The 14,434-nt window shown below is 43.5% G+C and carries 11 protein-coding genes; 4 read left to right on the forward strand and 7 right to left on the reverse strand.

What is annotated here, in order from left to right; translation table 11 throughout:
• Window positions 1-8: 8 nt before the first annotated feature.
• Window positions 9-1,784: an aspartate--tRNA ligase gene (aspS, locus tag G337_RS0105815; RefSeq protein ID WP_028863046.1), complete on the reverse strand. Its 1,776-nt coding sequence runs from the start codon at window positions 1,782-1,784 to the stop codon at window positions 9-11.
• Between the two features lie 270 nt (window positions 1,785-2,054).
• Between aspS and cmoA the strand changes: the two genes are divergently transcribed.
• Window positions 2,055-2,786 (forward strand): carboxy-S-adenosyl-L-methionine synthase CmoA, encoded by a 732-nt coding sequence (gene cmoA, locus G337_RS0105820; protein ID WP_028863047.1) that lies wholly within the window; start codon window positions 2,055-2,057, stop codon window positions 2,784-2,786.
• A 29-nt stretch (window positions 2,787-2,815) separates the two neighbouring features.
• Here cmoA and G337_RS0105825 read toward each other — a convergent pair whose 3' ends face one another.
• The gene (locus G337_RS0105825; protein ID WP_051302994.1) at window positions 2,816-3,130 is read right to left on the reverse strand and encodes a hypothetical protein; all 315 of its coding nucleotides are present in this window, start codon (window positions 3,128-3,130) and stop codon (window positions 2,816-2,818) included.
• 1 nt (window position 3,131) lies between these two features.
• Window positions 3,132-5,774, reverse strand: coding sequence for a reprolysin-like metallopeptidase (locus G337_RS25680; protein WP_051302996.1), 2,643 nt, complete (start codon window positions 5,772-5,774; stop codon window positions 3,132-3,134).
• 227 nt (window positions 5,775-6,001) lie between these two features.
• On the opposite strand from G337_RS25680, the gene cmoB reads away from it, so the two are divergent.
• The gene (cmoB, locus tag G337_RS0105835) at window positions 6,002-6,988 is read left to right on the forward strand and encodes a tRNA 5-methoxyuridine(34)/uridine 5-oxyacetic acid(34) synthase CmoB (protein ID WP_028863049.1); all 987 of its coding nucleotides are present in this window, start codon (window positions 6,002-6,004) and stop codon (window positions 6,986-6,988) included.
• On the opposite strand, the gene G337_RS28565 is transcribed toward cmoB, so the two are convergent.
• Window positions 6,985-8,721: a flagellinolysin gene (locus G337_RS28565; RefSeq protein WP_028863050.1), complete on the reverse strand. Its 1,737-nt coding sequence runs from the start codon at window positions 8,719-8,721 to the stop codon at window positions 6,985-6,987. The two genes, cmoB and G337_RS28565, sit on opposite strands and share 4 nt — an antisense overlap.
• Window positions 8,722-8,982: 261 nt before the next feature.
• On the opposite strand from G337_RS28565, the gene G337_RS0105845 reads away from it, so the two are divergent.
• Window positions 8,983-9,561, forward strand: a complete 579-nt coding sequence (locus G337_RS0105845; RefSeq protein WP_028863051.1) for a CoA pyrophosphatase — start codon at window positions 8,983-8,985, stop codon at window positions 9,559-9,561.
• 108 nt (window positions 9,562-9,669) lie between these two features.
• Here the strand turns inward: G337_RS0105845 and G337_RS27590 are convergent, their stop codons facing one another.
• The 3 genes from G337_RS27590 to G337_RS0105860 all read right to left on the reverse strand — a co-directional run bounded on the left by G337_RS27590 (window position 9,670) and on the right by G337_RS0105860 (window position 12,397).
• On the reverse strand, window positions 9,670-10,995 hold the full coding sequence (locus tag G337_RS27590) for a transglycosylase SLT domain-containing protein (protein ID WP_051302998.1): 1,326 nt from the start codon (window positions 10,993-10,995) through the stop codon (window positions 9,670-9,672).
• A gap of 9 nt (window positions 10,996-11,004) precedes the next feature.
• Window positions 11,005-12,030, reverse strand: coding sequence for an acyltransferase (locus G337_RS0105855; protein WP_028863052.1), 1,026 nt, complete (start codon window positions 12,028-12,030; stop codon window positions 11,005-11,007).
• A gap of 172 nt (window positions 12,031-12,202) precedes the next feature.
• Window positions 12,203-12,397 (reverse strand): hypothetical protein, encoded by a 195-nt coding sequence (locus tag G337_RS0105860; RefSeq protein WP_028863053.1) that lies wholly within the window; start codon window positions 12,395-12,397, stop codon window positions 12,203-12,205.
• A 187-nt stretch (window positions 12,398-12,584) separates the two neighbouring features.
• On the opposite strand from G337_RS0105860, the gene G337_RS0105865 reads away from it, so the two are divergent.
• Window positions 12,585-14,414 (forward strand): ABC transporter ATP-binding protein, encoded by a 1,830-nt coding sequence (locus tag G337_RS0105865; RefSeq protein WP_028863054.1) that lies wholly within the window; start codon window positions 12,585-12,587, stop codon window positions 14,412-14,414.
• Window positions 14,415-14,434 lie beyond the last annotated feature (20 nt).

Below are 14,434 nucleotides of genomic sequence, written 5' to 3' on the forward strand. Positions count from 1 at the left end.
CTAAATAATTATTCTTGTTCTGTTTTCTTTTCAACAGTCACTGCCACATTCAGCTCAGCAAGTGCAGCCGGATTAGCAAAGCCTGGAGCGTTTGTTAAAGGACAAGCAGCAGAAGCTGTTTTCGGGAAGGCAATCACTTCACGAATTGAGCTGGTACCCGTCATTAACATCACTAAACGGTCTAAACCAAATGCAAGTCCTGCATGTGGTGGAGCACCAAACTGCAGCGCTTCAAGTAAGAAACCGAATTTATCCTGTGCTTCTTCATCACTGATATTTAAAATACGGAAAATAGCAGCCTGCATATCCTGCTTATGAATACGCACACTGCCACCGCCTAGCTCACAACCGTTTAATACCATATCGTAAGCATTAGAGATAGCGCCGACAGGGTTAGCTTCCAGCTCTTCAGCAGTCAGGTTGATCGGTGCAGTAAACGGGTGATGTAATGGTGTTAATGCACCGTCTTCTAATGGTTCAAACATTGGGAAGTCAATCACCCAAAGAGGTTTCCACTCATCTTTAATCAGACCAAGGTCTTCAGCGACTTTAAGACGCAGTGCACCGATCGCTTCCGCAACAATATGTGCTTTATCAGCACCAAACAGAATAATATCGCCGTCTTGTGCGTTAGTGCGGCTTAGAAGCTCAGTAACAATCTCTTCGTTTAAGAATTTAGCAATTGGTGACTGCACGCCTTCAAGGCCTTTAGCTGCTTCGTTAACTTTCATCCATGCTAAACCTTTAGCACCGTAGATGTTTACGTATTTGCCGTACTCATCAATGTTTTTACGAGAAAGTTTCGCACCGCCCGGTACACAGATAACCGCAACACGGCTGTCCGCATCATTCGCCGGACCGGAGAATACGTTAAATTCAACGTCAGTTAACAGGTCAGCAACATCCACTAATTCAAAGTCGATACGCAGATCCGGTTTATCACTACCGAAACGAGACATCGCATCTGCATAAGTCATTTTCGGGAAAGTGCCTAGATCAACATCTAACATCTCCTGGAAAAGTTTAACAATCATCTCTTCCGTTTTATCCATTACCTGCTCGCCGGACATAAATGATGTTTCAATATCGATCTGAGTGAATTCAGGCTGACGGTCAGCACGTAAATCTTCATCACGGAAACATTTAACGATCTGGTAGTATTTATCTAAACCAGACATCATTAATAACTGTTTAAACAGCTGCGGTGACTGCGGCAGTGCAAAGAACTGGCCTTTGTGTGTACGGCTTGGTACTAAATAATCACGCGCACCTTCCGGTGTTGCTTTAGTCAGAATCGGCGTTTCAACATCTAAGAAACCGTTATCATCTAAGAAACGGCGTACAAAGCTGCTTACCTTTGAACGGAATACCATACGCTCTGCCATTTCCGGGCGGCGCAGATCTAAATAACGGTAACGTAAACGCTGCTCTTCAGAGTTAGTCTGGTTGCTGTCCAGCGGCAGAGGCTCAGAGCGGTTTAAGATTTCCATCTCTAAACCACGAATTTCGATACCGCCTGTGGTCATATCTTTATTGGTTTGACCTTCAGGACGCGGTCGAACTTCGCCTTTAATTTTTACACAGAATTCGTTACGTACTGATGCAGCAACGGCTGTTGCTTCCGGTGTATCACCATCAAAGAATACCTGCACGATACCTTCACGATCACGCATATCCAGGAAGGTTACTCCGCCTAAATCACGCTGCTTGTTTATCCAGCCTACTAACTCAATTTCCTGACCAATGTTTGCTTCAGTCACTTCACCACAATACATAGTGCGCATTATCGTTTCCTGTTTTAAATACGTTACAAAATAATTGCGCGCATTATATACCGAAGCGAAAAACAAATATACAGTGAAAACACAGACAAATACTCGTTTCAACCTGTAGTAAGAGGCTAAAAATCATTCATTATTTAATCTCGATAACGGGTTGTTTTGAGACAGTGAAATGTGCCTAAATAAAATGCTGATCATCCCGCTTAATTTAAGTAAAATACGCCCTCAAAATTTATCGCAGATGCGGTTATTAAATACAGACAGGCAGCTCCAATGAGTAAAACAGACAATATTTACAGCAAACCACTTGAACAGGTGGACGGATTTACCTTTGACGAGCAGGTTGTGCAGGTATTTCCTGACATGATTAAGCGCTCTGTGCCGGGTTATGAAAAGATTATTCATACCATAGGCATGATCACTGAGCGCTGCGCTGTCGAAAACAGCAATCTCTATGATCTTGGCTGTTCTTTAGGAGCGGCCACTTTATCGATGCGCCGCGGTCTTAATAACAAAAGCGGCTGCCGTATTATTGCCGTAGATAACTCAGAGGCGATGGTCGAGCGCTGCGGGCAGTATATTCACGCTTATAAATCAGATACGCCGGTCAGTGTGTTATGTGATGATATCTGCAATATTAAAATTGAAAATGCATCCGTAGTTGTTTTGAATTTTACTCTGCAGTTTTTAACACCGGAAAAACGTTTAAAGCTGCTGACAAATATATATAAGGGTTTATTACCGGGCGGCGTATTAGTACTGTCGGAAAAATTTGTCTTTGAAGATCCGGTCAGCCACCAGCTGTTAATCGACCTGCATTTAGACTTTAAACGCAGTCACGGTTACAGCGAATTAGAGATAAGCCAGAAGCGCTCATCACTGGAAAATGTCCTGATTGCCGATACCCTTGAGCAGCATTATACGCGCTTAAAAGAAGCCGGATTTGAGCATAATAACCTCTGGTACCAGTGCTTTAACTTTGGCTCAATAATCTCCATTAAATAAAAAAACGCACCTCAAAGGGTGCGTTAATACTATTTTTGTCGGCAGTAAGGCAGTATTGCCTGATTGAACTTAAAGGCATACTGCTCGGCAATTTTAAACTCCTCGGTCACTGTATCACCATATTCTGCTAAATATTTAACACCACAGCTCTCTTTAAGCGGCAGCTGCAGTGCTTTATCAACACCGGGAATATCTAGACCTCTTGTCGCCCTCGCTATCAGCCGGTAATCTTTTTTCTGCAGCGCACTGTTGATATCTTCAGTTAATTTATCATTGATACGGCTTTCCTCCACCTGGCAGGCAGTGAGTGACAACATAATAAAAACAGCAGACAGTAATCTCATTTTATACCCTCTTGTTTTTTCTGAAACTAATTAAACTAAGCAGCAGTAATAACTGCCATCCTAAACTGCTGCCGCCGCCTTCTGAAGAGACAGGTGTAGACGTAACAGCTGTACTGACATTTTCTTTTATTGTCTCAGACTCAGTTCCAGCTTCCGCAGTGACAACTGCCGTTTTAACAACATCAATCTGCAGTTCAAAAGGCACTGCCGACTTGGAGCTGTTCGTGACAATAACAGGGACAGTTAAGCGCCCGTTAAAACCGGTATCAGGCACAACCTTATTGCCCGCAAGCGAATAATCATCTCCCGCTAAAACTTCAATGGTAAAGTTCTGGCTATCCTGCTCTGAAGAGAAATTAAAATCAGCAAGCGTAACTGTATAACTATTGTCATTACTAATTTCAATTTTCTTAGTCTGGCTTTCAATAACAGGCAAAACAGGCTCAGGTTTTTTAAGCACATTCACCGTTAATGCAAACGGCAGAGAGCTTTTCGATGCATTCGAAACAATGACAGAGACAGTTAACTGCCCGCTAAAGTCCGCATTAGGCACAATCGTATTTCCAACAACCGAGTAGTTATCACCCGCAAGGACTGCAAAAGTAAAGGCGCTGCTGTCCTGCCCGGCAGAAAAGACAAAATCAGCAAGCGTTATCTTATAATTACCGTCTGTGTTAATTTCTATTGGTTGAGTCTGACTTTCAATAACCGGTATGACTGGGGCAGCGCTTTCTGTCACTGAAAAACTGTCCTGCGATAATGCATAAAAAACATTATCTGCACAGGCAAGCATTAACTTAGCCTGATTACTATTTACCTGCGGAGCTGTGATTAAAGCACTGCCTGAGTTATCAACTGCAGCGGCTAATTTAAGATTAAAATTCTGACCGTCTGCAGCCATTAAAATATCAACACTGCTGCAGCTGACGGGAGCATCTTTCGTTCCGGCGGTATTCCAGAGCACTGAATATTCATAGCCGCCCTTCCACAGTTCTGCCGGTGTCGTGACAGAAAAGGCCTCACTTTGTTTAATCACAGTCAACGCCATCTCATCCATTGCCACACCGCCGCGGTTATCTAATGCTGTCACATTAAATGTCATGGTACGCTCCGCAGCAGGCCAGGCTTCACCTGTGACTAAACTGCCGCTTAAGACACCGGTAAGAGAAGGAAAGTAACGCTCAGATAATAACGATGCAGGGTAGCTGCGAAACAGAGAACGATCGCCGTTATCCTTAGTCAATTCTAATGCCGAGCCCTCGGGAGTTGTGCCGATATCTAACTGCTCCCAGCGGTAGTAAAGCTCATCTCCATCAGCATCTGTCGCAGCGGCTGTCAATTTAAAAGCAGTGTTAGCCGGAATAGTATAATCAGCCCCCGCTGATACTGCCGGCGCCTGATTGTTCTGCGCGGCAATAGTGCCGCAGCTGCTGTGTGAAGCTAAATTATCCTGCATCTGCTTAATACTGCCGGCATGAAAATATCCGTCAGCATTGCTCTGCAGATTTATTTCTCCGCAAATACCTACATAACTCATAATAGTCGAGCCGCTTCCCGGCTCCCATGCGGAGTTAGCAGATCGGTTGCCACAGGCACCTAAATTTCCATTAAAAGAGTGCTCAGCTCCCATCTGATGACCAATTTCATGAGCTACATAATCAATAAAAAAAGCATCTCCAGTTGTTGTTCCATAACGGTTTACTCCCGAAACACCATTTGCTTTATTGAAGCTGCAGACACTGCTAAGGCTTGCAAGCCCGCTGCCGCTGGTGTTTAACAGATGACCAATATCAAATTTATCCAGCCCGATTAAGCTGGCCTGTGTAGCCTGGTTGGTGTCTATATCAAGATAATCATTGTCTTTAAACGGATCTGCAGCTGCATCAATAAAAATAGTTTTATCGGTATCGGCAATCAAAATAAAACGTACTGCCAGATCTTTTTCATACACTTGATTTAAACGGTTAACCAGGCGGGTTAATTCAGCCACCACCTCTGCTTTGCTTGAACCAAACAGTGCGCTGTATGTTGAAGACGTTGAAAATGCAATTCTTAGTTCACGAATACCGGCGCCCGCCACAATGGTTCTGGCTGCAGATTTTGCTTTGATTGAAAGCTGAGAGTCGAGCACCTCGTCTTGTAAATCCGGCATTGAGTTAAGAGCATCTTTGCGGTTATAAACAACATATATTTCATTTTCTCCTTTCAACGGATCAATAAAAATCGTCTGCCCCTGGTGTACAAACATGGCGTCAAATCCAGCCGGGGTAAGCGTAAAACTGCCCGTTTCACTTGGATCGCTTAAGTTAACCCCGGAATAGGTTTTTAATCCCGGATACTTATCCGCTAAACCTGCTTCCATCACACTGCTTGCTGTTAACAAATACTCACTAACGCCGCCGTCAGGCAAGGGCAGTGATATTCGAACCGGCTGCTTGTTATTTAATTTCTCTTCAATTTGTAATTTATTTAAGTTATATAAGCGGTATTTTGATGCTGCAATATCAAAAGTACTGTTTTCAATTAAATTAGACGATAATGGCAGCCAGTCAGTCGAATCGGCGGCAAAAGCACCTGCCGAGCATACGGCTAAAAGAAGAAGCGAGGCACTGGGTGTGAAAATTTTTTTCGTTAACTTAATCATAAAACGAACATCCTTGTAGTAAGCTGTCTTTTAAAATAACTGCACAGCTATATTTATACATTTATCGAGCACAATTCCCGGCTCAAAATATTAACTGCGGCTGTTTATAACATATTACGGAGAAGTCTCACATAAAAAACACTTATTAATCACTGCATTCTGAATAACAAGAGCGGCAGCACATTACAGCAGATACACGGGATATTACATTTTTACAAAGGTTTCATATGATCGACTTTACAGACTTTTACAGCACTATTGCTAAAAACCGCTTAAGCCACTGGCTGCGCACTTTACCAACGCAGCTGCATGAATGGGAAAATACTCATGTGCACGGCAAACTAGCCAGCTGGATCCGGGTTTTAAATAAATTCCCGGAAATCAAAACGACTAATATTGAGCTTAAAGAGCGTGTTGAAATCGGCAGCGGCAGCGAACTGTCCAGCGGTGAAACAAAAAAACTGGAAAACCTGTTACAGAAATTCCATCCCTGGCGTAAAGGCCCTTTCCATATTCACGGCGTACATATTGATACTGAATGGCGCAGTGACTGGAAATGGGACAGGGTGCTGCCGCATATCAGTCCGCTTAAATACCGTTATGTTTTAGATGTGGGCTGCGGCAGCGGTTATCATATGTGGCGGATGCGCGGTGAAGGAGCAGAATTTGTAGTAGGTATCGACCCAAGTGATCTGTTTTTATGCCAGTTTGAAGCCGTACGTCACTTTGCTAATAAAGATCCGAACGTTAACCTGCTGCCGCTTGGCATTCAGGAACTGCCTAAACTTGAAGCCTTTGACACAGTCTTTTCAATGGGTGTTTTATATCACCGTAAATCACCGATGGACCATATCACTCAGCTCCAGGATCAGCTGGTTGAGGGCGGCGAACTGATATTAGAAACCTTAGTTATCGCAGGTGATGAAAATGCAGTATTAGTACCTCAGGACAGATACGCTAAAATGCGTAATATCTGGTTCCTGCCAAGTGCAGAAGCCTTAAAGCTGTGGGTTGAAAAGTGCGGTTTTGAAGATGTGCGTATTGCAGATATCAACGATACATTAACCGGCGAGCAGCGCAGTACCGCCTGGATGACTAATGAGTCCTTAGAAGATTACTTAGATCCGGACGATCCGACAAAAACCGTGGAAGGCCACCCGGCCCCCAAACGCGCGTTATTAATTGCTAAAAAAGCAGTTAAACCGCTCAGTTAACCAAGCAGACTTAATACTGACTGTACTGACGCATTAGCCTGCGTCAGCATACTGGTACCGGCCTGCTGCAGTATCTGCGATTTGCTGAGCTTACTGGTTTCCAGAGCAAAGTCCGCATCCTGAATACGTGAACGGCTGGCGGAAGTTGACTGTGAATTTAATTCATTAACGCTGACCGCTGCATGCAGGCGGTTAATAGAAGCACCGATTTCTGAACGCTGATCATTAACATAACTTAACGCTTTATCCATTTTATCAATTACTGCACTGGCATCGGTGGTGACATCAATATCATTAATACCCAGCGCGTCACTGTCGATACGGGAAAGACTCACCTGAATGGTTTCGCCGTTGTTCGCCCCTACCTGCAGATTATACTGCGCTGTTAATAACGGGTCGTTAATTTTTCCCTTAGTCGGCAGCTCAACATCAAAACCTGTCATAGGATCTAAGGTAAGATTAATATCATCTTCAATAACAGCCCGCCCGTCCAGCGAAGCCTCACCGTCAACATCTAAACCGCCGATAGCACCGGTATCTTCATTACCAAAATTGAAGTTAGTCTGCATAAAGGTACTACCAGCATTACCAGTGGTAAATGCTGTTACAATGGCGCCCGCATTAGCCCATGAAACTTTACCTTGTCCCTGCATTGTCGCTAGCGTTGCGTCAAGTGTTGCACCACTGTCGCTCAACTCAACCATCAGATCTTTAATGCCCTCTCCACCATTGGCTTTTATATCTTCATGTAAATATCGTACCGCGACATAACTAGCGCTATAGTGCTCGCTGCTGCCGTCCCATCCAGCTGATGCATTAGTTAACTGCCCCGCTAAAGCATCAAAATCGCTGGAATCAAAGTGCGTGGTATTGGGGTCATTAGCAACCAGATCATTATATACCCGCTCATCAGCACCGTGGATGAGCTCTGCAGCTCCTTCTAAAAACCACGTAGGCATACTGCCCATATCCATGGACCGCCCCATCACCGCATGTACCATTTCATGGGCAATAATACGATCGCTATAAAACGGTGCATTGCCGCCGTCACCAGCAATACCTTTTTCAAAATCACTCATATCTATGGTTAATATTTGATTATCTGTTTTACCTGTGGTCGCATTAGTCGTACCGCTGACTGATGCTGCTATGTCCGGATCTGGCGTATCGGAAAGATCGATTTTTAATGTCGCACCATCTCCTTTAATACCAAACTGTTCAAAAATCCGCTGCTCTGAGTTAGCAAACCACGAACTGAACAGACCGTCGATTACCGCCTGTTTATCTACATCACTTTCAGGTGTTAAATCACCGCGCTGGAACAGTTTAGTGCCGTTAAATTCCGTGGTTTCAGCTATCGAATTTATCTCTTTACCTAATGCATCAATTTCCGACTGAATCGCCTGGCGGTTTTCTAAGGAATAGGTTTCATTGGCGGCCTGCACAGACAATTCACGAATACGCTGCAGGGAATTAGTAACTGAATCTAGAGCACCGTCTGCTACCTGCAGAGCAGAAACTCCATCATTAGCATTACGTACCGCCTGGTTATAACCATTGATCTGTGAAGTCATGCCGGCAGATATTGATAAACCGGCGGCATCATCACGGGCACTGTTAATTCTTAAGCCGGAAGAGAGACGCTCCATCGCCTGATTGCTCACCCCCTGATTACGGTTGAGCATACGCTGTGCAAACAGCGATGATGTATTAGTAACAACTGAATTGGCCATATTCAATTTCCCGGAGCGCTTTTTATCAAAAATTATTGTCGATAAAAAGTTATCGGCAGGCGCACAGGAAACTTTAAAAAATATTAAACAGCATAGTAAAAAACTCATTTACAATGACTTAAGACAAACATAAAACACAGATAAATATTAACTTGAATTCGGTATTCAACATCAGATCAACAAAAAGTTAACAGTAGAAATAGCACAGCTTTATGCCACACTTTAACTTGCTGTTATTATTGTTTCTTTGCAGGCATTTTTATGGACAAACAAACCTTTTTAAATCGCTTTTTATTTCATCATCAGCAGGTTAGTGACAAAAAATCATTAAATGCAGATAATAAACGCTTAAAAAAAGCGGCCGTTCTAGTGCCGCTGGTAAAACGCCGCCAGGGCTTAAATATAATATTTACCGAACGAGCACTGCATCTACGGCATCACCCTGGCCAAGTCAGCTTTCCAGGAGGGAAGTATGAACAGAGCGACGGAAGCCTGCAGCATACCGCATTACGCGAGACGGAAGAAGAGATCGGCATTTTACAAAATCAGATTAATGTTTTCGGTTCTCTACCGCAGCTGCCGACGGTAAGCGGCTTTGTAGTGAGTCCTTACCTGGGATTTGTTAACAGTAATCACTCGACCTTAATTGATCCGCAGGAGGTAAAAAGTGTTTTTGAAGTACCGCTTGAATATCTGCTCAATAGAGACAATTTTCATAAACAGCACTTATTAGCCAATAAAAAGCGCCATTATACCTATTGTATCGCCTACCAGAATCGAATGATCTGGGGAGCAACAGCGCAGATGATTATCAATCTACAAAAACATCTGGCAGGTTAATCATCTCTGCTGATTATCAATTTACAAAAACATCCGGCAGGTTAATCATCTCTGCTGATTATCAATTTGCAAAAACATCCGGCTGATTAACTGCTCTCCCCATTATCTTCAGGTTTTTGATTCATACAAAGCGATACGGGAATTAACACGTTCCAGATAATGCTTAGTTTCATCATAGGGTAATTTAAACATTAACTGCTGGTAAACCTGATCCGGGGTTAATTTATTAATAATACGTGATGCCTTATTAATACTGCGGGAACCGTCAGAATTAAACACTCTGGCGACATTACCGGCACCGGTATTATAGGAAGCAATCGTACAGTACAAACGACTTCGGTCATTTTTAATCGCTTTCAAATAGCGTTTATCTAAAATATCTAAATAAGCAGTACCTGTTTCTACATTTATCTGCGGTACATAGAGATCATCTTTATTCATAGGTTTATCAATATTACGCACCAGCTTGTTGACATCATGACCGGCAGTTCGCGGCACAATCTGCATTAATCCATAAGCGGGAACTGCTGATTTAGCGCGGGGATCAAATGCAGATTCAGAGTGCATAATCGCCATTACCAAAGCAGCCGGGATTTCACGAATCTGCCCCTCTTTTTCAGCATAACCAGAGTATTTAGCGGCACGCTTAGCCAGGCTGTTTTTAGGCAGCCTCACTTTGTATAAAACAACCTTCTTATCCGGTACTGCCTCAACTGCTGCCTTATCGTAATTTTCCGCAGCGCTGTCAATGCGGATCTGGCTGGATTCAAGCAGCTGCTGTTTTTCTTTAACAGCTAACTGCTGTGACTGGCTTTCCGTTAACGGGCTGTCCGGCAGCTGCGCGCGATCTGTTTTTTTATCAATCTCCTGTGCCTGTGCCTGAGTCTGTTTAATAATAACGTCCTGCATCTGCTGCTTTTTCTCGTCGGAGTACTGCACTTCGCTGACAGAAACCTTACCCTTTTTAATCGAACTGTCGCCTTCAAAGATGCGCGCTATATTAGACTGTTTATCCGCCAGCAGCTGATCGATCTGTACCTTAACCTGTTTTTCCGCCTCTTCTAAGGACAGATCTTTATCAACTAAAACTGCAATGCTGACCTCTTCAGCCTGATAATCTACAACGGATTTAACATTTTTATCTTCGCTGAATTCCACATTGCGGTCTTTTTGTGAAACATCCCCTTCCCCCCACTTATTAATCAGCTCATTCTGGAACTGATCAAACTCTTTTAAATATTGAGTCTGCCAGGTCTGATATTCCAGTTCCCGGGCTTCGACATATTTCTGAAAACTGTCTTCCAGCTCAATCGAGCCGACAGATTCCTGTTCATATAGGGACATCTCTTTATCTAAATCAGCAAAAGGATCACCGGCATATAAAGGCGCGCTGCCGAGCACACCTAAGCTAAGCAATAAGTAACTGTATTTCATTATTTTTCCTTAAGGCACTAAACGTTTGATAAACGGTATTTTTACTAAAAACATAGTACATAACAGTGAGATAAGCATGATGATAATAGTAATAACAGGTATCGCGAGCCAGTTAGTGCCGAACAAACTGTACACACCATTGTCTAAATTACGCACCGGAATCAGCAGTATAGGATGGAGCAGATAAATACCTAAGCTGTATTTGGAAATAACCAATACCAGAGCGCGCAGTTTACCGCTGATTTTATCGGCATAAGTTTGCGCCGTAACAAATAACATAGCACCGATAATAACTGTATTCAGTGTTTTATATCCCATAAAGAAGCTGCTGTATTCACCACTTTCAACCGCCATCTGCCAGGAGCCGAAAAAATTAAACACCAGCATGCAGCCGCCGCCGATCAGCCAGTATTTAAGCTCTTTGCTGTTATCGCGGTTAAACAGATACCAGCCTAAAACCAGGTAACCAGTATAAAGAACCAGGTTCTCCAGTAAAAAGCTTTCCACTTTTAACCAGTTCATCAGAAACATAACCATCCAGCTCATAACGGCCAGCTTAACAAGCTCCGGACTGGCTTTTTTTAACACCGGAATCAAAAAAGGGATCACAAAATACAAAGGAATAAAGTCGTAAAAAAACCACAGGTGATACCAGACGGGTTCGTTAGGCGAATCATTCAGTATCTGCATGACGGCCGTACTTGACCACCCTCCGCCCGTAAAGCCCCCGATCACTGCATAAATAAGTGTCCAGCCGACAAAGGGAACAGCAACTTTAGACAGGCGTTTTGTGAGGTAGTGTTCACAGTTAAAAGCACGTTCGCTTGAAAGCAGCAGCGCCCCGCTGATCATCATAAACACCGGCACAGCCCAGCGGGTTAAACTGTTAATTCCGGTCGCGGCTAACCACTCTGAATCCGGTATTTCACCATATAAATATCGGAAAGGCCCGAGAACATGGATAGCAATAACAGCCAGAGCCGCAATACAACGTAAAAAATCGAGATAAAATATTGAAGGACGTTCCTGACTCATAATTATATTCTTCTTATTTTATGGATGAAAAGGCGCACAATTCAACAAACTGCTTATCGAAAGTACATAACTTACACAGCAATTACTACCAAAGAGGTGTAAAAATTGTCTGAATTTTCCCAGCGGGTGCAAATTATTAATATCCTCTTCGCCGAATCCGTACCTTAAGCATTTATAACCCCTGCTCTTTGAGCTGTTTATCTTTCTGCTCCTGCAGTTTTAATAAATCCTTTTCCAGATCTTTTGCTTTATCCAGCGCATCTAACTGCGCCTGCGGAATAATAATCTGCTGCTGCTTTTTCTCCGCTTCGCAGGCCGTTAGCAATCCACATAAAGCAGTTAAAAGCAGTACACTTGTTATCTTCATATTAAGTCCCGTAATCCGTGGTTATCCATGCTGAAAATCCTTACACAACAAATAAGTACTTGTGTTGTTTTTTGATCCCATTACTATCAAAGGTCAACTGTAATTTCTCTCTAGTGTGTTTTTATTTATAAAAGAAACAGTCACCTAAATCTAAGTGGTTTGAGTATAACCATTAAAAGGCAGCTACATGTTTAAATTTTTTGAAAATTTAGTACCGGCACTTAACGATGCAGAGCCCAGGCAACCACCCGCTACATTAATCGCTTTCTGCCTGCATTACACTAAAGGTTACGGGATTCCTCTGGCTATAATGACTCTACTGACTGCATTATTAGCAATGCTTGAAGTCTCTCTGTTTGGTTTTATGGGACAGCTGGTTGACTGGCTGATTACTAAAAACCCTGAAACATTATTACAGGATGAAGGGTTGACCCTGCTTGGCATGGCGCTGATGGTTTTAGTACTTATTCCGCTGCTGACCATTCTGCATTCACTGGTTGTACATCAGATCCTGCTCGGGAATTATCCGATGTCAATCCGCTGGTTTGCGCACCGTTACCTGCTTAAGCAGAGTGTTTCATTTTATCAGGATGATTTTGCCGGACGCATTGCAACCAAAGTCATGCAGACAGCCCTGGCAGTACGTGAAACGGTAATGAAACTGCTCAATGTGATGGTTTACGTGTTAGTTTATTTTATCTCTATGCTGGTTATGGTCGCACAGGCTGACTACCGTTTAGCCCTGCCTATGCTTACCTGGCTGATTGTTTATATCGGACTGCAGTATTATTTTATTCCGCGTTTAAAAAATGTGGCTGCTGAACAGGCTGATGCACGCTCCACCATGACCGGGCGCATCGTTGACAGCTATACCAATATCTCCACCGTTAAGCTGTTTGCTCATACCGACTCTGAATCCGCTTATGCTAAGCAGGGCATGAAAGGTTTCTTAGATACGGTTTACCGGCAGATGCGTTTAGCAACCGGCATCAACGTCAGCGTACAGATAGCCAACTACATATTAGCCTTTGCTGTCACCGCATTGGCGATTTCATTATGGATGCAGAGTGCCATTACGGTTGGCGCAATCGCTATTTCGATCAGCCTGGCACTGCGTTTAAACGGCATGTCACAGTGGATAATGTGGGAAGTAAGCTCCCTGTTTGAGAATATAGGCACAGTTACAGACGGTATGAATACCCTGGCCAAACCCAATATTATTGAAGATCAAAAAGATGCAGCCCCCCTGGATGTTACCCATGGAGCTATTCATTTTGCTGATATCAGTTTCCATTACGGCGAGCATAAAGGAGTTATCGACAATCTTAATCTGAATATTAAAGCCGGTGAAAAAGTGGGTTTAGTCGGGCGATCCGGGGCAGGAAAATCCACCCTGGTAAATCTGCTGCTGCGTTTTTATGATGTTGAGCAGGGAAAAATAATTATTGATCAGCAGAATATTAACCAGGTGCAGCAGGAAAGTCTGCGTTTACAAATCGGCATGGTTACTCAGGATACCTCACTGCTGCATCGCTCAATTCGTGAAAATATTCTTTACGGACGCCCTGATGCCACTGAACAGGAGATGATCCAGGCTACAAAGCAGGCGCAGGCACATGAGTTTATTATGGGCTTAACCGACAGTTCCGGTAATAGTGGTTATGACGCGCAGGTAGGTGAGCGTGGTGTAAAACTCTCCGGCGGTCAGCGGCAGCGCATTGCTATTTCCCGTGTATTACTAAAAGATGCACCGATTCTAGTATTAGATGAAGCCACCTCTGCACTGGACAGCGAAGTGGAAGCCGCCATTCAGGAAAGCTTGTATGAGCTGATGCAGGGAAAAACAGTTATTGCTATTGCCCACCGTTTATCAACGATTGCCGCTATGGACCGGTTAATCGTTTTAGATCAGGGCAGAATAATTGAACAGGGAACTCATCAGGAATTAATTTACGGAAAAGGCATCTACGCACAGCTTTGGGCTCATCAGACCGGGGGGTTCCTAGGCATGGATTAACACTAAATGGCGCGCCTGCG

The sequence above is a fragment of the Psychromonas aquimarina ATCC BAA-1526 genome, from assembly GCF_000428725.1.
Classification (GTDB): Bacteria; Pseudomonadota; Gammaproteobacteria; order Enterobacterales; family Psychromonadaceae; genus Psychromonas; species Psychromonas aquimarina.